This is a genomic window from Pantoea sp. UBA5035 (assembly GCF_002415245.1).
Taxonomy (GTDB): domain Bacteria; phylum Pseudomonadota; class Gammaproteobacteria; order Enterobacterales; family Enterobacteriaceae; genus Pantoea; species Pantoea septica.
Genome location: NZ_DICD01000027.1, coordinates 497,100 through 514,652, shown reverse-complemented (window position 1 = coordinate 514,652; position 17,553 = coordinate 497,100). Strand labels below are relative to the sequence as shown.

Sequence of the window (17,553 nt, the reverse complement as noted above, 5' to 3'; positions counted from 1 at the left end):
GGGCGTGCGATGGGACCGCTGGTCATTATGGTCGTGCTGGTCTGCGGCTACTGGTATACGGAAAACCACTATCCCTCGCGCACGCGTCAGGCGCGTTCAAGCGGCTGGATCGCCTATTTTTACGTGGCGATGCACGGCGCGAAGTTCGCGCTGCAGGGCTTTTTCGGCGTAGCGCTTATCTACGTCGCGCTCTTTCTGCTGAGTCTGCTGCTTTCCGTTCCCCATCTCTTTTTTCCCGATTACGCCGTTCAGGACTACTACTCCTGGCTGACCCGCACCACGCTGATGAACTATCCGCTCTTTTTCGAGCTGGGGCTGGCGCTCGCCGCGCTGCGCGCCTGGCGTGCGGGCGAAGCGGCGCGGCGGGCGATGCGTGACGGGAAAAGCAGCATGGCGGAGTATCGTAAAGTCGCCCGGGAAGATGGCATGGAGTCGCTGCTGCTGCAGGCGATCGAAGAAGAGAAACTGGTGTTCGTGACGCTTAAATCGCGCAAGGTCTATATCGGCTACGTCGCCGCGCCGCGCATCGAACATACACAAACCCAGCATCTGGCGCTAATCCCCTATATCAGCGGCTACCGCGATAAAGAGACGCTGCGCTTCTGCGAGCAGCATCGCTACTACGAACTCTACCTGGCGCAGAATATCACTCCCGATTCCGAACCGCTGAACCTGCAGCACTTCCGCCATCTGATTCCCATGGCGGAAGTCGAGGCGGTTTCGCTGTTTGACGTCGCCACCTACAAGATTTTTGACCAGTTCTCGGTTACGCCGCAGGCAGAGTAACCATTCGTGCCCTCTGATTTGGCGTTTATCCTGCGGCCGCGTAACATAGCGCGATGTTGAGTTTTTTAAACGCTTATTTCTCCGATGTTAACTTTTGATGGCCATAACGATCTGCTGCTCAATCTGTGGCTGAATCATCGCGACGCGCCGGTCGACGCCTTCTTTAACGGCATCGAACGCGGCCAGCTCGATTTTCCACGCATGCGCCAGGGCGGCTTTTTCGGCGGCCTGTTCGCGATCTTCGTGCCGCCGCAGGCCTATATCGCCCAGGCGGCGCCGCATCTTGCCGAGACGCCTTATCAGCCGCTTGAGATCATGTGGCAGCAGCTGGCCATTCTCACGCAGATCGCCGAGCAGTCGCAAGGCCGGGCGCGCCTGTGCCGCAGCGCCGCCGAAATTGCCGCCTGCCGCGACGCGGGCGTGCTGGCGCTGGTCGCCCATATCGAAGGCGCGGACGCGCTGGACGAAGAGGGCGAACAGCTGCAGGCGTTTTACGATGCGGGCGTGCGCAGCATCGGGCCCTTCTGGAATCTGCCTAACCGCTTCGGCGTCGGCGTGACCGGCGCGTTTCCCGGCTCGCCGGACAGCGGACCAGGCCTGACCGAGGCCGGTAAAGCGCTCATCAAACAGGCCAACGCGCTGAATATGCTGATCGACGTGTCGCATATGAACGAAAAAGCGTTCTGGGATACCGCCGCGCTCTCCCGCTCGCCGCTGGTGGCGACCCACTCAAACGCCCATGCGCTCTGCGCCCAGCCGCGCAATCTGACCGATGCGCAGCTTGCCGCCATACGCGACAGCGGCGGCATGGTCGGTATCAACTTCGGCAACGCGTTCCTGCGCGCCGACGGCAAGCGCGACGGCGACACGCCGCTGAGCGACATCGTCAGGCACTACGAACGGCTCATAATGATAATGGGCAGCGATCGTGTGGGATTCGGCTCCGATTTTGACGGCATCTCCGTGCCGGACGCGCTAAAAGACGTAGCAGGACTGCCGCGCCTGTTCGCGGCATTCCGCGATGCGGGCTATGATCAGGATCGGCTGGAAAAGCTCGCCTCGGATAACTGGCTGCGCGTGCTGCGCCAGGTCTGGCAGGGCTGATTCATTTCCTTAACATTTGCGGGTTGATCTCGATGCGCCGTTAGCGCACCATCAGCCGGCTCAAAATTGCGTGCATAATCACTGGATTGTTTGCGTAATGATACCTGACGGGTATCGCTTTGTTCATTCACCTTAGAGGAAGACTATTATGTGGAAAAAACCTGAATTTGTTGATTTACGTCTCGGTCTGGAAGTAACGCTGTACATCTCCAACCGTTAATATCCATGCCCGCCAGCTGCGCGGGCATTTTGTTTCAACGCCGGGTTTCTCCTATGTTCATCAAAGTCCTTGGATCCGCCGCTGGCGGCGGTTTTCCTCAGTGGAACTGCAACTGCGCCAACTGTCAGGGCGTGCGCGACGGCACCATTCAGGCCAGCCCGCGTACGCAGTCCTCGATTATTCTCAGCGACGACGGCGAAAACTGGGTGTTATGCAACGCCTCGCCGGACATCAGCCAGCAGATCGCCCATACGCCAGAACTGATAAAAAAGGGCGTGCTGCGCGGCACCGCCATCGGCGCCATTATTCTTACCGACAGCCAGATCGATCACACCACCGGCCTGCTCAGCCTGCGCGAAGGCTGCCCGCATCAGGTGTGGTGCACGCCGGAGGTGCATGCCGATCTCACCAGCGGTTTTCCGGTATTTACCATGCTGAAACACTGGAACGGCGGGCTGCAACATCGTCCCATCGCGCCGCTCGAGCCGTTTAGCGTCGACGTCTGTCCTAATTTGCGCTTTACCGCCATTCCGATCCTCAGCAACGCGCCGCCTTACTCGCCATACCGCGACCGTCCGCTGCCGGGACACAACGTGGCGCTGTTTATTGAAAACCTCGCCAGCAAACAGACGCTGCTCTATGCGCCGGGTCTCGGCGAGCCGGACGCGGTGATTATGCCCTGGCTGCAGAAGGCGGATTGCCTGTTGATCGACGGCACCGTCTGGAAAGATGACGAGCTGCAGGCGGCCGGCGTCGGCACCAACACCGGCAAGGCGATGGGCCACCTGGCGCTCTCCGAAGAGCAGGGGCTGATGGCGCTGCTCGCCTCGCTGCCGGCAAAACGCAAGATCCTTATTCACATTAACAACACCAATCCGATCCTCAACGAGCAGTCGCCGCAGCGTCAGTTTCTGACGCAGCAGGGCATCGAAGTGAGCTGGGACGGCATGGCGATTCATCTTCAGGAGTGAGTGATGCAAATCACCGAGACGCTGACGCCGCAGGCGTTCGAACAGGCGCTGCGCGATAAGGGCGCTTACTACCATATTCATCATCCTTACCATATCGCGATGCATAACGGCGATGCGACGCGCGAGCAGATCCAGGGCTGGGTGGCGAACCGCTTCTATTATCAGACCAGCATCCCGCTAAAAGACGCGGCGATCATGGCGAACTGCCCCGATCCCGCCACGCGCCGCAAGTGGGTGCAGCGCATCCTCGACCACGACGGCAGCAACGGCCACGAAGGCGGCATCGAAGCCTGGCTGCAGCTGGGCGAAGCGGTCGGGCTGACGCGCGAGGCGCTGCTGTCTGAGCGCCATGTGCTGCCGGGCGTGCGCTTCGCGGTCGACGCCTATCTTAACTTTGCGCGCCGCGCCAACTGGCAGGAAGCGGCCTGCAGCTCGCTTACCGAGCTTTTCGCGCCGCAGATCCACCAGTCGCGCCTCGACAGCTGGCCGCAGCACTATCCCTGGATTAAGGAAGAGGGCTACTTTTATTTCCGCAGCCGTTTGAGTCAGGCGAACCGCGACGTCGAGCACGGCCTGGCGCTGGCGCTGGAGTTTTGCGATACGGTCGAGAAACAGAACCGCATGCTGGAGATCCTGCAGTTTAAGCTCGATATTCTCTGGACGATGCTGGACGCCATGACCATGGCCTACGAGCTGCAGCGTCCGCCTTACCATACGGTCACCGCCAAGGCGGCCTGGCACACGACAAGGCTGGTATAACACATGAATGACAACTCCATTCCCGCGTTCCGCCGCGGCTATCGCATGCAGTGGGAAGCCGCGCAGGAGAGCCACGTCGTGCTCTATCCGGAAGGTATGGCGAAGCTGAATGAAACCGCCGCCGCTATCCTGGAACAGGTCAACGGCAAAGAGAGCGTAAGCGCGATTATCGCCGGGCTCGACGCGCGCTTCCCGGAAGCGGGCGGCGTCGGCGACGATGTCAGAGAGTTTCTGCGCGCGGCGTATGAACAAAAGTGGATAATGCTTCGTGACCCAGAATAAACCCGCCGTCAATCCGCCGCTCTGGCTGCTGGCGGAGCTGACCTACCGCTGTCCGCTGCAGTGTCCTTACTGCTCCAATCCGCTCGACTTCGCGCAGCAGGAGAAAGAGCTGACCACCGAGCAGTGGATTGAGGTGTTCCGCCAGGCGCGCGCCATGGGCAGCGTTCAGCTCGGCTTTTCGGGCGGCGAACCCCTGACGCGTAAAGATCTGCCGGAGCTGATCCGCGCCGCGCGCGATCTCGGCTTCTATACCAACCTGATCACCTCCGGTATCGGCCTGACCGAGAAAAAACTCGACGCCTTCGCCGAGGCGGGCCTGGACCATATCCAGATCAGCTTCCAGGCGAGCGATGAGACGCTTAACGCCGCGCTGGCGGGATCGAAAAAAGCCTTCCAGCAGAAGCTGGAGATGGCGCGCGCGGTGAAGAAGCACGGCTACCCGATGGTGCTGAACTTTGTGTTACACCGTCACAATATTGATCAGATCGACAAGATTATCGACCTCTGCATTGAGCTGGAAGCGGACGATGTTGAGCTGGCGACCTGCCAGTTCTACGGCTGGGCACAGCTTAACCGCCAGGGGCTACTGCCGACGCGCGAGCAGATTGCGCAGGCGGAAGCGGTCGTCAGCCGCTATCGCGAACGCATGAGCGGCAGCGGCAACCTGACCAATCTGCTGTTCGTCACGCCGGACTATTATGAGGAGCGTCCCAAGCCCTGTATGGGCGGCTGGGGCGCGATTTTCCTCAGCGTCACGCCAGAGGGCACCGCGCTGCCGTGCCACAGCGCGCGTCAGCTGCCGGTGCAGTTCCCGTCGGTGCTGGAACAGCCGCTGGAGGATATCTGGTATCGCTCTTTCGGCTTCAACCGCTATCGCGGCTTCGACTGGATGCCGGAACCCTGCCGCTCGTGCGACGAGAAAGAGAAAGACTTCGGCGGCTGCCGCTGCCAGGCCTTTATGCTGACCGGCAACGCCGATAATACGGATCCGGTGTGCAGCAAGTCGCCGCACCACGACGTGATCCTCGAGGCGAGACGCGAAGCGGCATGCAGCGACGTGAAAATCGGGCAGCTGCAGTTCCGCAACCGCGCCAATTCGCAGCTTATCTACAAAACCCGGACCTTTTAATTATGATGGAGACGCGTCAGCTGCGGCTGCGCAACGGCCTGCGCGTCACGCTGATCCATCAGCCCGACGCGCGGCAGGCGGCCGCGCTGGCGCAGGTGGCGGCGGGTAGCCACGATGAACCCGACGCCTGGCCCGGGCTGGCGCATCTGCTGGAGCATCTGCTGTTCAGCGACAGCGCCCTGTTTCAGGGAGATGCGCGCCTGATGCCCTGGATACAGGCCGCAGGCGGGCGGCTCAACGCCACCACGCTGGCGCGCAGCAGCGCCTGGTTTTTCGAAACCGAGCCGAAGCTGCTCGACGCAGGCGCGGCGCGGCTGGCGGATATGCTGGCCGCGCCGCAGTTCGCGCCCGAGGCGATCGCCCAGGAAGCGGCGGTGATCGATGCCGAATATCGGTTGATCCAGCAGCATACCCCCTCCAGACGGGAAGCGGCGCTCAACACGCGCGTCAGCGCACCCGCGGTTTTTCAGCGCTTTCATATCGGCAGCCGCGACGCCTTCGGCGACGACGTTGGCGCGCTTAAGCAGGCGCTGCACCAGTTCCATCAGCGTTTCTTTCTGGCGGGCCAGATGCAGCTATGGCTGCAGGGGCCGCAGCCGCTGGAGGCGCTGGCGCAGATCGCGCATGCGTTCGGCGAAGCGTTGCCCGCAGGCGAAAGCGCGCCGCAGCCCACTGAAATGCGCTTCGCCGCAGAGGCGGATATTGCGCTGAAGACGCAGGGCGCGGGAGAGCTGTGGATCGCCGTCGCGCTACGCGGTGAGATAGCGGCCATTCGTGACAACGTCACTTTGATTCGCGAATTTCTACAGGATGAGGCGCCGGGCGGCGCGATGCACAGCCTGCGCCAGCACGGCTGGGCGCAGCGGCTTGAGTTTGCCTGGCTGAATCTCGATAGCGCAGGCGGCTGGCTGGCGCTGCAGATAGAAACGGATCGGCCCGACGCCATCTGCGCCTGGTATCCGCAGGTGCTGCGCGCGCTGGCGCAGAGCTCGCCGGAGCAGCAGCACCATTACCTGCGCCAGGCGCAGCGGCGCTTTAACGCGTTGACGCCGCTCGATCAGCTGCGCGAGCGGGCATTTGGATTCCCGCCGCCCGCAGAAACAGCCGGTTTTACGCCGCTGCTGCACCAGCTTACAGAGGCGCCGCAGGCGCGGCTGTGGAGCGCGGCCGACGTGCAGGGCACGGCGACCGGGACGCAGGGGTTTAACCTGGAGCTACAGCCCTGGACGCCCGCGCGCGTTGACGAGTCGCTGCCGCCCCTGCAGTTTTACCCGCTGGCGCAGCCGCCTGCCGACCTGGCACCGCCCGCGGCGTCCGCGCCGCTGCTGCATCTGGCGCCCGGCGAGCCGCCGGCCACCCTGATGCTGCGCCCGGCTTTTTTCACCACGCTCACCCTCGCGCAGGCGGCGGCTATCGAACGCCGTCTGCGCCCGCTTTTTGCGCTGCTGCGTCATCAGGGCGGCGCGGCAAGCTGGCGGGAGAGTCAGGGCGTCTGGCTGCTGGAGGCGCAGCTGCCGCCGGGCGGCGAGGCCTGGCTGGCGTCGCTGCCCGATGCGTTACGCCTTGACGAAAACCTGCAAGACGAGCCGCCGCCGGATGATGTGGCGATCCGCGAACTGCTGCGTCGGCTGCCGCAGGCGGTTGCCGCTTCTGCCTGGGCGGGCGGCTGGCGCGCGGCGCTCTACGGCGGTTCGCCGCAGCAGCATGCTGTTATCGCGCGATGGCTGGCGCCGCTGGCGGGCGTGGCCCACGTCGATGGCGCAGAGCCAGAGCAGGGCAAACGGCTGACGGTGGCGCATCAGAGCCGCGACGGCGCGCTGCTGCTGTTTTTGCCTTGCCCGCCGGCGATCTCGCTGGCGGCGCTGCGCGCGCTGGCGCTGCTGATGGAGCCGCGCTTTTTCCAGCGCCTGCGCGTTGAGCAGCAGATCGGCTACGTCGTCAGCTGCCGCTATCACCGCTGCGTCGATCGCGACGGCGTGCTGTTTGCCCTGCAGTCGCCGGACGTGGCGCCCGCCGCGCTGCTGGAAGCGTGCCGCCTTTTCCTGCAGCAGCTGCAGATCCCCGATGATGCCGCCGCGCTTGACGCGTTGCGCGCGCGCCTTTGCGCCCAGCTTGACGCCGTGCCCGACGCGACGGCGGCGCTGCAGCTTGGGCTGCGTCAGGAGGGCGGACTACGCGATCTCGAAAGGGCGTCGCTTGCCGCGCTGACGCCGACGCAGCTGCAACAGGCGCAGGCTCAGCTTCTTCACTGCTGGCCGCGCGGGGTCGTCGTGGAGTCGCGTCACGCTGTTTCGCAATAATCACGCCAGGATATTGCTGAATTTATTTGAAAATTAAGACCAAAACTCTTCACTATATCTGCGGGGTCGTTTAGGGGACACTCAAATGGATTCGGCTGTTTTAAAAGGAACCTAAAGTGAAAAATATCAAACGTCTCGCGCTGCCGCTGCTGGCCGCTACTGCCCTCTATGTACCGCTTTCTCAGGCTGCCGCTCAACAGTATGAGCTTGACCCTGCGCATACTTCAGTGATTGTTACCTGGACCCACTTCGGTTTTTCACATCCCACCGCTGACATTCCTGACACAAAAGGAACGCTGGTGTTCGACAGTGAAAACCCAGCCGCTTCGCGCGTTAACGTGACCCTGCCGATTACCGGCATCGACAGCCATGTTCCTGCGCTGACCAAAGAGTTCAAGGGCGCGGAGTACTTTGATACAGCGAAATATCCCACCGCGACTTTCCACAGCACCAAAGTGACCGCGAAGGGCGATAATAAATTCGACGTGGAAGGCAACCTGACGCTGAAAGGCATCACTAAACCGGTAACGCTGCACGCCACGCTGAACAAGCAGGGCGAGCATCCGATGGTGAAGAAGCAGGCGATCGGCTTTGATGCCACCGGCACCATCAAGCGTTCTGACTTTAAGCTGGATAAATATGTGCCGGCCGTCGGTGACGACGTGACGCTGACGATTTCAACCGAAGCTTACGCGAAATAATCCGCAGCCTTTCCGATACGATATATTAATTAACTTCCTGTATTAGCAGAGTTAAAACTAAACCGGCCACCAGGCCGGTTTTTTTATATCCGCTTTTTGCTTGACGCCTGCGCAATTAATGACCGTACTTAACTATCCTGTCCGTCATTAAATTAAGGAGAAATTATGCCACAGCCACCCTTTCTTAAACCCGGCGAAAAGGTCGTGCTTTATGACGGCGTCTGCAAAATTTGTAACAGCTGGGTCAATCTCTTGCTGCGCCTGAAGCTCTCCCGACGCATCCGGTTTGCGGCAGTACAGAGCGAAGAGGGCAAGGCGCTGCTGCGCTTTGCCGGCCTGCCCGATGAAAATATCCGCACCATTGTGCTGATTGACGGCGATCGTCACTGGATCCGCGCGCAGGCCATTTTACGCGTAATGCGGCTGCTGCCTTTTCCATGGGGAGTGCTGTCGCTGCCAGGCCTGCTGATCCCCCATTTTATCAGCGACTTTTTCTATAACCGCATTGCGCTAAATCGCTACCGGCTGTTTGGCCGCTACGAAAAGCAGCATCCCGTCCCCTCTGATTTCCCGGGACGTTTCCTGCACGCCTGAAGCGCTTAGCCTGGCGACAAAAAATCTTCACGCTGCGGGGTAAAGGTATCCAGCAGCGTGCCCGCCTCGAGGCAGATGCAGCCGTGCACTACGTTGGGCCCTTTATAGAGCGTGTCGCCTGCGCCGACCTCCTGGGTGACGCCGTCGATGGTAAAGGCGAAACGTCCGCTGAGCACCCAGGTCAGCTGCTCGTGAGGATGATGATGCAGGGGACCGACCGCCCCCTGTTCAAAGGTCACTTCCACCGCCATCATGGTGCCGCCGTGCGCCAGCACGCGCCGCGTTACGCCATTGCCTGCTGTTTCAGGCTGCGTCTGCGATCGATATACAAACATGTTGTCTCCTCATTTGAATCAGGCTTCGACTGCCGTTTTTGTGATATGCCTCACGCCATAGCGCGTGATTAATTCATGCACTTTAGCCGCTTTTGATTAAAATGAAACGGTGTTTCATAAATACTTAAGGGCAGATCATGAAAATCGCATTAATGATGGAAAACAGCCAGGCCGCTAAAAATGCCGTCGTGCACAAGGAGCTGGAAAACGTGGCGCAGCCGTTGGGCCATCAGGTCTTTAACGTCGGCATGAGCGACGAACAGGATCACCATCTGACCTATATTCACCTCGGCATCATGGCCAGCGTGCTGCTTAACAGCAAAGCGGTCGACTTCGTTATCGCCGGCTGCGGCACCGGACAGGGCGCCTTAATGTCCCTTAACCTGCATCCGGGCGTGGTGTGCGGCTACTGCATCGATCCGGCGGACGCCTATCTGTTCGCCCAGATCAACAACGGCAACGCGCTGTCGCTGCCGTTCGCCAAAGGCTTTGGCTGGGGCGCGGAGCTGAATTTGCGCTTTATTTTTGAAAAAGCCTTCACCGGCGAAAAAGGACTGGGCTATCCGCCTGAGCGTAAAGAGCCGCAGGTGCGTAACGCCGGCATTCTGAATCAGGTCAAAGCGGCAATGCTGAAAGAGAACTATCTCGATACGCTGCGCGCGCTCGATCCGGAGCTGGTGCGCACCGCGCTCAGCGGCCCGCGTCTGCAGCACTGCCTGTTCGAGCATGGCCAGGTGCCGGAAATCGCCGACTTCGTGCGTCAGATTACGCAGTAACGCCTTCCTGGCGCGCGGCCTTCGCCGCGCGTCTCTCTTCTCCTACATCTCTCTCGCCAGCGCCGGATTGTAGTGACGGCTCGCCTCTACCAGCATGCGCGTATAGGGCATCGCCGCGCAATCGGCCACCAGCGTCGGCACGTCGAGCGTCTCCAGCACGCGTCCTTGCTGCATCACCGCCACGCGATGGCAGAGATGCGCCACCACGCCTAAATCATGCGTGACCATCAGGTAGGTGAGATTCGCCTGCTGCTGCAGATCGCTCAGCAGGTTAAGAATTTCCGCCTGCACCGAGACGTCGAGCGCCGAGGTCGGCTCATCCAGCAGCAGCACGCGCGGCTCCAGAATCAGGGCGCGCGCGATGGCGACGCGCTGGCGCTGACCGCCGGAAAGCTGATGCGGATAGCGCGTCAGCCAGGCGCGATTCAGCCCGACCTTCTCCAGCATCGCCACCACGCGCGCCTGCCGCTGGCCGATGCCATGGATCAGCAGCGGCTCCTCCAGAATATCGCCGATGGAGTGGCGCGGATGCAGCGAGCCGTAAGGATCCTGAAACACCATCTGCACCTGTCTGCAGCGCGCACGGTCGATGCGGCGCCCGAGAGGCTCTCCGTCTATCGCCAGCGCGCCATGCCAGTGGGTAATCAGCCCCGCCAGGCACTTCAGCACCGTGGTTTTACCCGAGCCGGACTCGCCCACCAGGCCGAAGATTTCCCCTTCGTTAATCTTCAACGAGACGTCGAACAGCACCTGAGTTCGGGCCGTCTCTTCGCCGAAACTCAGGTTAAGATTCTCAACAGCGATCATGCGCGCTCCTTAATCGTTCAGCCAGCTGGCCTGGCGTTGCAGCACCGGCAGACGGCTGCGGCGCTGGTCGATATCCGGCAGCGCCGCCAGCAGGCCCTGCGTATAGGGATGGCGCGCGCGATCGAGATCGCCCGCCGCCAGCGATTCCACCACGCGCCCGGCGTACATCACCAGCACGCGGTCGCAGAAGCTGCGCACCAGGCTAATGTCGTGGCTGATAAAGATCAGCCCCAGCCCGCGCGCCTTCACCAGCTCATCCAGCAGCGCCAGAATTTGCAGGCGAACCGAGACGTCGAGCGCGGAGGTCGGCTCATCGGCGATGACCAGCTCCGGCTCGGTGATCAGCATCATGGCGATCATCACGCGCTGGCCCTGGCCGCCGGAAATCTCATGGGGATAGCGCTGATAAAGGCGTTCAGGCTCGCGAATGCGCACCACCTCCAGCATCTCCAGCGCGCGCTTTTTCGCGGCGGCGTGCTGGCCGCGATGGTGGCTGCGCCAGGCCTCGGCGATCTGCTCGCCGACGCGCACCACCGGATTAAGGGAATATTTCGGGTCCTGCATAATCATCGAGATGCGCCTGCCGCGGATGGCGCGCATCTGCGCCGGGCTGGCGCGCAGCAGATCGATCTCGCCGAACTGCATGCGCGCCGCCTCGATGCGCGCCTTCGCCGGATGCAGCTGCAGCAGGGCGCGGCCCACGGTGGATTTGCCTGAGCCAGACTCGCCGACGATGGCCAGTTTTTCCCGACCGAGCTGAAAGGAGACGCCGCGCACCGCCGGGGTGCTGTGACGTCCGTTAACAAAATCGACGCGCAGATCGTGCACGTCCAGCAACGGCGCGCCGTTACTCACTGCGGGGATCGAGCAGGTCACGTAGGCCATCTCCTAAGAAGTTGAACGCCAGGCTGTTAATCAGGATCGCCAGGCCCGGCACGGTCACCACCCACCAGCACTCCAGCATGTAGGTACGGCCGCTGGCGATCATCGCGCCCCATTCCGGCGCGGGCGGCTGCGAGCCGAGGCCGAGAAAGCCGAGCCCGGCGGCGGTGAGGATAATGCCCGCCATATTCATGGTGATGCGGATAATCACCGACGGCAGACAGAGCGGCACGATATGGTGCCACAGCACGCGCAGCGGCGACGCGCCCTGCAGCCGCACCGCGGAGATAAAGTCCGCCTGGCGCAGCGACAGGGTCTCGGCGCGCGCCAGCCGCGCGATGGGCGGCCAGGCGGTAAGGGTAATGGCGATCACCACATGCTCCAGGCCGGGGCCGAGCGCGGCGACGAACGCCAGGGCCAGCACCAGGCTGGGAAAAGAGATAAAAATATCGGTAATGCGCATCAGCGCCGCGTCCACCTTGCCGCCGAAGTAGCCGGCGGCGACGCCCAGCAGCAGCCCGAGCGGACCGACGGTGACCGACACCAGCAGCACGATATAGAGCGTAATGCGTGCGCCCCATACCAGGCGGCTAAAGATATCGCGGCCAAACTCATCGGTGCCGAACCAGTGCTGCGCGCCCGGCGGGCTGAGGGCGTTGTCGAGATCCTGCACCAGCGGATGATAAGGGGCGATCCAGGGCGCGAACAGCGCCGTCAGGCAGAGCAGCAGCACGATGCCGCCGCCGATAGCGGTCAGCGGATTGCAGGCCATGCGCAGCAGAAAATGGCCGGCGCGCAGGGCGGAGCGCTGACAGCGCGCCAGCCGTTCGCGCGCTCTGCCGACCGGCGGCGTCTCGATCGATAGCGTCATACTTTGGTCCTCGGATCAAATACCTGATAGAGCAGGTCGGAGAGCAGATTAAGCAGCACGAAAATCAGCCCGACCACCAGCACGCAGCCCATTACCGCGTTCATATCGCCCAGCATCAGACTGCCGGTCAGATAGGAGCCGAAGCCTGGCCAGGAGAAGACCGTTTCGATCAGCACCGCGCCCTCCAGCAGCGAACCGTAGGCGAGCGCCACCACCGTCAGCAGCTGCACCAGAATATTGCGAAAGGCGTGCTGCCAGATCACCTGCCACTCCGTCAGCCCCTTAACGCGCGCCGTGAGAATAAACTCCTGCGACAGCTGCGCCAGCATAAAGCTGCGCGTCATGCGGCTGATATAGGCGAGGGAGTGAAAGCCGAGCAGCGACGCGGGCAGCACCAGATGGTTCAGCGCGTTCCAGAAAACCGTGGCGTTGCCCGCCAGCAGCGCGTCCACCAGCATCAGGCCGGTGCGACGCGGCACCACGCCGTCGAGACTGAAATCGACGCGGCCCGCGCCGCCGACCCAGCCCAGATGGGCATAGAAGAGCAGCAGACCGATCATGCCGACCCAGAAGATTGGCGTGGAGTAGCCCGCAAGGCTCACCACGCGCACCGCATAATCAATCGCGCCGTTGCGCCGCGCCGCGGCGATAACGCCAAGCGGCACGCCGAGTCCGGCGCCGATCACGATCGCCAGGGTCGCCAGCTCCAGCGTAGCGGGAAAGACGCGCAGAATATCCTGGCTGACGGGCTGGCCGGTCAGCAGCGCATGGCCGAGATCGCCGTGCAGCAGCCCGTTCAGATAAATGCCGAACTGCGCCCACAGCGGCTTGTCGAAGCCGAGCTGGTGGTAGACCTGCTGCCAGGTGGCGTGATCGGCGTCCGGGCCGACGATCGCCAGCACCGGATCGAGCGGCATCACGCGGCCGATAAAAAAAGTCAGCAGCAGCAGGCCGAACAGGGTGATAAAAACCTGCGTCGCGCGTTTGCTGACGCGGCGCAGCTGCGGAAGAGCGGCGATCATGGCGTGCCTCCTGCCAGGCTCTCTGGCGTTTTCCAGACGTCGCGTAAAAAGGTAGTGGCGGACGGGTGCGGCTGATAAGCCTGCACGCGGTTGTTGACCACCACCGAGTCGACCATCTGGGAAATCGGCATCAGCGCCGGGATCAGCTGGTCATAGCGCTGCTGGATGGCGAAATAGGCCTGTTGCTGTTTCGCGGCGTCGCGCTCCGTCAGCGCCCGATCGATCATGCTGTTGAGCTGCGCGTCGTAGAAGCTGGTGCGCCAGCCCTGAAAGTTGGTCAGCCGCGCGCTGTCGGCGTTGTCCGGGTTGTAGACCAGCGAGCGCAGGCTGGAGTGGGGATGCGGCTCGACGCCGCTGCCGCCGCGTCCTACCAGCAGCCCGAACTGCCGGTCGCGCATCGCGCCATAGATCTGGTTGCCGGTGCCGGTGATAATGCGCGCGCGGATCCCCGCCTGCATCAGCGTCGACTGGATGGCGATAGCAACGTTAAGAAAGGGCTGATCCGCCAGCACGCGCAGCGTGGTGTCGAAGCCGTCGGGGTAACCCGCCTCCGCCAGCAGCGTCCGGGCGCGCGCAATATCCAGCCGGTAGCCGGGATCGGGCAGCGTCGCGGGCATGCCGGCCTGGATAGGCCGCTGATGCAGCACGCCGTAGCCTGCCATCAGCGTTTTATTGATCCCCTGATAGTCCACCAGATAGCGCAGCGCCTCGCGCACCTTCGGGTTGGCGAAATGGGCGTCTTTCATGCTCATCGCCAGGTAGTAGAGGGTGCCGCGCTGCACGCTGTCGATGCTGAGATCGGGATCGTTACGCAGGGCGCGCACGTCCGGGATCGCCATATTGCTGGCGATATCGAGATCGCCTTTCTCCATCATCAGGCGCAGGGTCTGCGACTCCTGCAGGTGACGAAACACCACGCGCTGCATCTTCGCGGTACCGCGCCAGTAGTCCGGCGCGCGGCTCATGGTCAGCACATCTTTCGCCTGCCAGCCGTCCAGCCGGAACGGGCCGGATCCCGCCTCATGGGTGGTAAGCCAGCGATTGCCCCAGTCGTTGTTGACGGCATGCGCCTGCACGGTTTTGCTGTCGAGCACCACCATGCTGCCGAGCGCGGCGAGCGAGTAGAGCACCAGCAAAGGATCGTTGGGCTTTGGCAAACGGATAACCAGGGTGCGCGCGTCAGGGGCGGCGATCATCTCGTCGACGTTGGCCCTGCTGAAGCCGTAGGATTTCCACACCGACGCCTGCGCCAGGTTGAGGTGCAGCACGCGACGCATCGACCAGACGGCGTCGGCGCTGGTCAGCGCATTGCCGGAGTGAAAGCGCACGCCGTCGCGCAGCCGAAAGGTCAGCGTGCTGTTGTCCGGGCTGATGCGCCAGCTCTCCGCCAGCGCCGGGCGCACGCGCGTCAGCTGCTGCGGATCGAGCTCCACCAGCCCGTCATAGAGGTTAACCACGATGCCGACCACTTCGTTGCCGGTCATAGCGGCGGGATCGAGCGTAAGCAGATTGTTCATATTCATGCCGACGATCAGCTGGTCGTCAGGCGTATTCGCCTGAAGCGATGCGCTGCCCGCCAGCAGCAGCAGCGTGGCGAGCCACGCGCCGCAGCGGGTGCGAATAGTCATAAAGTAAGTCCAGCAGGTCAGAGGTTTATAGTTGTTTGCTGTACTTCTCTCTCAGCGTTACCAGCGGTTCAGCGTATGGGTCTCAATCCAGCTGAAGTTAATGTCTTCGCCCAGGCCAGGCCGGGTCGGCAGCTGCACATAACCGTCATCATCCATCGGATCGATCAGGCTGTTGAGGTAAGCCGGCGGCTGCTCATAGTCGAGAAAAGGGTGCAGCAGGCCGCGCTCGTACCAGCGGCAGTTGCGGATCGCCCCGACCACCGCCAGGCTGGCCGCGCCGTTGCCGTGCACCTCGCAGTCCATGCCGAATGCCTCCGCCAGGCTGGCGACCTTCATGGTGGCGGCGATGCCGCCGACGCCGTTGGCGCCGGCGCGCAAAATGTCGCAAGCGCCGGCGCGCACCCAGTCGGCGCGGCTGTGATGCTTGCCGCCGAGGCTCTCCGGCCCCAGCACGTCGATGCTGAGGTTTTCCGCCAGCCAGGCGTAGGAGGCCATGCTCTCTTCTTCCATCGGCTCTTCGAACCAGCTGAAGTTGAGCTTCTCCAGCGCCTTGCCGATAGTGAGCGCCTCGCTGCGGCTGTACCAGTGGTAGCCGTCCAGCATCAGGGCGATATCCGGGCCGACCGCTTCGCGCACCGCGGCGCAGGCGTTTATATCCATCTGCGGGCTGGGAGCGAACGCCACCGGCGGCATCCAGGTGTGAAGCTTGATCGCTTTATAGCCGCGCGCCACGAGCGTTTCGGCGAAGCGCGCATAGTCGTCCGGCGTCGCCAGCCCGCCAGGCAGCTCGTCGCCGCACATGGTGCTGCCGTAGGCGGGCACCCGTTCGCGATAGCCGCCGAGCAGTTTGTGCACCGGCTGCTGCAGCCGGCGGCCGATAAGATCCCACAGCGCCTGCTCGACGGCGGAAAGAGCGCGCTCGGTAAGCTGATGCGCGCTGCCGCGCTGCCAGTGCGCCAGATCCTGCCACAGCCGTTCGCGATCCATGGCGTTCTGTCCGATCAGCACCTTGCGGAAGAAGGCGTTGACCACGTGCGGGCGGATCACCTCCGGCGGCGCGAAGGCGTAGCCGCTGTGGCCGTCCTCGGTGGTCAGCGTCAGCAGCGCCATCTGCGCCTCGGTTTCGTCGCCGGGATGAGAGTGTCCGGCGCTGTCGGCATGACGCCTGCTGGGATAAGTAAACTGGGTGACTTCAATGGCGCTGATCTTCACGGCACAGGCTCCTTATGCGACGGCTCTCGCTGAATGTGAAATAAAAGTAAAACGGCGTTTCATTTCGTAATCTAGCGTTCACAGATTGTTTACGCATTAGCCAAAGCGAGGTAAATGCAGCCGTAAATTAGGGCAGCCGCACAGGCTGATGTGAACAGATTCACGAAGCCTGGCCACTTTGTGAGCAAGGCCGCACCGGAAAATGCGCGGCTGATTGTGCCGCTCACGCTTGCAGATGCGGCAGGGCTGACCATTATTGTTTAATTAACCCGTTCATCATTAACCGGCTTTTTGACCGCTACGGCGAAAGGCAAGGAGGAAACCATGCGCGTTCATCACCTCAACTGCGGCTGTATGTGTCCCTTCGGCGGCGCGCTCTACGACGGATTCAGCCGCTCGCCGCTGGCGCACCTCAGCTGTCACTGTCTGCCGCTGGAAACCGACGCGCACGGGCTGGTGCTGGTGGATACCGGCATCGGCCTGCAGGATATGGCGCATCGCGGCCGGCTGTCGGGCTTTTTCCGGCTGTTCAACAATATTCAGTTCGACCGCAGGCTCAGCGCCTGGCAGCAGATCGTCGATCTCGGCTTTAAGCCGGAGGATGTGCGCCATATCATCCTGACGCACCTCGACTTCGATCACGCGGGCGGCATCAGCGACTTTCCGCAGGCGCGCGTGCATCTGCTGCAGCGGGAGCTGGATACCGCGCCGCAGCGCCAGAGCTGGCTGCAGCGGCAGCGCTTCCGGCCGCAGCAGTGGGGCAACCACAGCGGCTGGCGCGGCTACGCCGCCGGCGGCGAACGCTGGTTCGGCTTCGATGCGGTGAGGGCGCTTGACGATCTCAACGACGAGGTGCTGCTGGTGCCGCTGCCCGGGCACACGCTGGGCCATGCGGGCATCGCGGTGCGGCAGGGCGACGGCTGGCTGCTGCACGGCGGCGACGCCTGGTTCTACCGCGAGGAGATGCGGCAGGCAGAGCGGCACTGCACGCCAGGCCTGCGCTTCTACCAGTGGATGATGTGCAGCGATCGCGACGCCTGGCGCACCAACCAGCAGCGGCTGCGCGCGCTCTCCCTGCAAACCGACGCGCAGGTGACGCTGTTCTGCAGCCATGACCGGCGCGAGCTGGGCCTGCTCGACAGCCGGTAAAAGATTTTTCTCAGCCTCTTTTCCT

19 protein-coding genes are annotated in these 17,553 nt (G+C 62.6%); 12 read left to right on the top strand and 7 right to left on the bottom strand.

The annotated features are described in order from the left end of the window. The first annotated feature begins 9 nt into the window (after positions 1 to 9). The 10 genes from B3229_RS19235 (at position 10) to B3229_RS19190 (ending at position 8,846) form a co-directional block, all read left to right on the top strand. A complete protein-coding gene (locus B3229_RS19235; protein WP_286873475.1) occupies positions 10 to 786 on the top strand; it encodes a hypothetical protein in 777 nt (258 codons plus the stop codon). An 84-nt stretch (positions 787 to 870) separates the two neighbouring features. Further along, positions 871 to 1,890, top strand: coding sequence for a dipeptidase (locus B3229_RS19230; RefSeq protein WP_286873472.1), 1,020 nt, complete (start codon positions 871 to 873; stop codon positions 1,888 to 1,890). Between the two features lie 148 nt (positions 1,891 to 2,038). After that, positions 2,039 to 2,110: a pyrroloquinoline quinone precursor peptide PqqA gene (gene pqqA, locus B3229_RS19225; RefSeq protein WP_010617686.1), complete on the top strand. Its 72-nt coding sequence runs from the start codon at positions 2,039 to 2,041 to the stop codon at positions 2,108 to 2,110. Between the two features lie 53 nt (positions 2,111 to 2,163). Next, entirely contained in the window at positions 2,164 to 3,081 is a 918-nt protein-coding gene (pqqB, locus tag B3229_RS19220) for a pyrroloquinoline quinone biosynthesis protein PqqB (RefSeq protein ID WP_033747281.1), read from the top strand. A 3-nt stretch (positions 3,082 to 3,084) separates the two neighbouring features. Then, on the top strand, positions 3,085 to 3,840 hold the full coding sequence (gene pqqC, locus B3229_RS19215) for a pyrroloquinoline-quinone synthase PqqC (protein ID WP_286873467.1): 756 nt from the start codon (positions 3,085 to 3,087) through the stop codon (positions 3,838 to 3,840). Between the two features lie 3 nt (positions 3,841 to 3,843). Continuing rightward, on the top strand, positions 3,844 to 4,122 hold the full coding sequence (pqqD, locus tag B3229_RS19210) for a pyrroloquinoline quinone biosynthesis peptide chaperone PqqD (protein WP_286873466.1): 279 nt from the start codon (positions 3,844 to 3,846) through the stop codon (positions 4,120 to 4,122). After that, positions 4,109 to 5,251, top strand: a complete 1,143-nt coding sequence (gene pqqE / locus B3229_RS19205; protein ID WP_286873463.1) for a pyrroloquinoline quinone biosynthesis protein PqqE — start codon at positions 4,109 to 4,111, stop codon at positions 5,249 to 5,251. The genes pqqD and pqqE overlap by 14 nt, the downstream gene beginning before the upstream one ends. Positions 5,252 to 5,253: 2 nt before the next feature. Then, positions 5,254 to 7,551, top strand: coding sequence for a pyrroloquinoline quinone biosynthesis protein PqqF (pqqF, locus tag B3229_RS19200; RefSeq protein WP_286873461.1), 2,298 nt, complete (start codon positions 5,254 to 5,256; stop codon positions 7,549 to 7,551). A gap of 116 nt (positions 7,552 to 7,667) precedes the next feature. Next, the gene (locus B3229_RS19195) at positions 7,668 to 8,252 is read left to right on the top strand and encodes a YceI family protein (RefSeq protein WP_033789986.1); all 585 of its coding nucleotides are present in this window, start codon (positions 7,668 to 7,670) and stop codon (positions 8,250 to 8,252) included. A gap of 165 nt (positions 8,253 to 8,417) precedes the next feature. Beyond that, positions 8,418 to 8,846, top strand: a complete 429-nt coding sequence (locus B3229_RS19190) for a thiol-disulfide oxidoreductase DCC family protein (RefSeq protein ID WP_286873458.1) — start codon at positions 8,418 to 8,420, stop codon at positions 8,844 to 8,846. A gap of 5 nt (positions 8,847 to 8,851) precedes the next feature. Here the strand turns inward: B3229_RS19190 and B3229_RS19185 are convergent, their stop codons facing one another. After that, positions 8,852 to 9,181 (bottom strand): cupin domain-containing protein, encoded by a 330-nt coding sequence (locus tag B3229_RS19185; RefSeq protein WP_048786888.1) that lies wholly within the window; start codon positions 9,179 to 9,181, stop codon positions 8,852 to 8,854. 137 nt (positions 9,182 to 9,318) lie between these two features. On the opposite strand from B3229_RS19185, the gene B3229_RS19180 reads away from it, so the two are divergent. After that, complete coding sequence (locus B3229_RS19180) at positions 9,319 to 9,957, top strand: RpiB/LacA/LacB family sugar-phosphate isomerase (protein WP_048786887.1); 639 nt, start codon at positions 9,319 to 9,321, stop codon at positions 9,955 to 9,957. Positions 9,958 to 9,999: 42 nt separating this feature from the next. Here B3229_RS19180 and B3229_RS19175 read toward each other — a convergent pair whose 3' ends face one another. The 6 genes from B3229_RS19175 to B3229_RS19150 are packed head-to-tail and all read right to left on the bottom strand — an operon-like array spanning position 10,000 to position 16,379. Then, the gene (locus tag B3229_RS19175) at positions 10,000 to 10,764 is read right to left on the bottom strand and encodes an ABC transporter ATP-binding protein (protein ID WP_286873454.1); all 765 of its coding nucleotides are present in this window, start codon (positions 10,762 to 10,764) and stop codon (positions 10,000 to 10,002) included. A 9-nt stretch (positions 10,765 to 10,773) separates the two neighbouring features. Next, entirely contained in the window at positions 10,774 to 11,640 is an 867-nt protein-coding gene (locus tag B3229_RS19170; RefSeq protein WP_048786904.1) for an ABC transporter ATP-binding protein, read from the bottom strand. Continuing rightward, positions 11,612 to 12,517 carry an ABC transporter permease gene (locus tag B3229_RS19165; protein WP_286873449.1) on the bottom strand — a complete coding sequence of 302 codons (906 nt, stop codon included), beginning with the start codon at positions 12,515 to 12,517 and terminating at the stop codon, positions 11,612 to 11,614. The genes B3229_RS19170 and B3229_RS19165 overlap by 29 nt, the downstream gene beginning before the upstream one ends. After that, positions 12,514 to 13,539: an ABC transporter permease gene (locus B3229_RS19160; RefSeq protein ID WP_286873448.1), complete on the bottom strand. Its 1,026-nt coding sequence runs from the start codon at positions 13,537 to 13,539 to the stop codon at positions 12,514 to 12,516. Before B3229_RS19160 ends, B3229_RS19165 begins: the two co-directional genes overlap by 4 nt. Then, on the bottom strand, positions 13,536 to 15,167 hold the full coding sequence (locus B3229_RS19155; RefSeq protein ID WP_286873445.1) for an ABC transporter substrate-binding protein: 1,632 nt from the start codon (positions 15,165 to 15,167) through the stop codon (positions 13,536 to 13,538). The genes B3229_RS19160 and B3229_RS19155 overlap by 4 nt, the downstream gene beginning before the upstream one ends. Before the next feature lie 57 nt (positions 15,168 to 15,224). Continuing rightward, the gene (locus tag B3229_RS19150) at positions 15,225 to 16,379 is read right to left on the bottom strand and encodes a mandelate racemase family protein (protein ID WP_286873442.1); all 1,155 of its coding nucleotides are present in this window, start codon (positions 16,377 to 16,379) and stop codon (positions 15,225 to 15,227) included. A gap of 324 nt (positions 16,380 to 16,703) precedes the next feature. Between B3229_RS19150 and B3229_RS19145 the strand changes: the two genes are divergently transcribed. Then, positions 16,704 to 17,528: an MBL fold metallo-hydrolase gene (locus B3229_RS19145; protein WP_286873440.1), complete on the top strand. Its 825-nt coding sequence runs from the start codon at positions 16,704 to 16,706 to the stop codon at positions 17,526 to 17,528. The last annotated feature ends 25 nt before the right edge of the window (positions 17,529 to 17,553 follow it).

Excerpts from the sequence above, each read along its gene's own strand:
- B3229_RS19175 (WP_286873454.1), bottom strand. The coding sequence starts at position 10,764 with ATGATCGCTGTTGAGAATCTTAACCTGAGTTTCGGCGAAGAGACGGCC.
- B3229_RS19155 (WP_286873445.1), bottom strand. The coding sequence starts at position 15,167 with ATGACTATTCGCACCCGCTGCGGCGCGTGGCTCGCCACGCTGCTGCTG.
- B3229_RS19190 (WP_286873458.1), top strand. The coding sequence starts at position 8,418 with ATGCCACAGCCACCCTTTCTTAAACCCGGCGAAAAGGTCGTGCTTTAT.
- B3229_RS19185 (WP_048786888.1), bottom strand. The coding sequence starts at position 9,181 with ATGTTTGTATATCGATCGCAGACGCAGCCTGAAACAGCAGGCAATGGC.
- B3229_RS19165 (WP_286873449.1), bottom strand. The coding sequence starts at position 12,517 with ATGACGCTATCGATCGAGACGCCGCCGGTCGGCAGAGCGCGCGAACGG.
- pqqF (WP_286873461.1), top strand. The coding sequence starts at position 5,254 with ATGATGGAGACGCGTCAGCTGCGGCTGCGCAACGGCCTGCGCGTCACG.
- B3229_RS19235 (WP_286873475.1), top strand. The coding sequence starts at position 10 with ATGGGACCGCTGGTCATTATGGTCGTGCTGGTCTGCGGCTACTGGTAT.
- pqqB (WP_033747281.1), top strand. The coding sequence starts at position 2,164 with ATGTTCATCAAAGTCCTTGGATCCGCCGCTGGCGGCGGTTTTCCTCAG.
- B3229_RS19230 (WP_286873472.1), top strand. The coding sequence starts at position 871 with ATGTTAACTTTTGATGGCCATAACGATCTGCTGCTCAATCTGTGGCTG.
- pqqC (WP_286873467.1), top strand. The coding sequence starts at position 3,085 with ATGCAAATCACCGAGACGCTGACGCCGCAGGCGTTCGAACAGGCGCTG.
- pqqD (WP_286873466.1), top strand. The coding sequence starts at position 3,844 with ATGAATGACAACTCCATTCCCGCGTTCCGCCGCGGCTATCGCATGCAG.
- B3229_RS19145 (WP_286873440.1), top strand. The coding sequence starts at position 16,704 with ATGCGCGTTCATCACCTCAACTGCGGCTGTATGTGTCCCTTCGGCGGC.
- B3229_RS19180 (WP_048786887.1), top strand. The coding sequence starts at position 9,319 with ATGAAAATCGCATTAATGATGGAAAACAGCCAGGCCGCTAAAAATGCC.
- B3229_RS19160 (WP_286873448.1), bottom strand. The coding sequence starts at position 13,539 with ATGATCGCCGCTCTTCCGCAGCTGCGCCGCGTCAGCAAACGCGCGACG.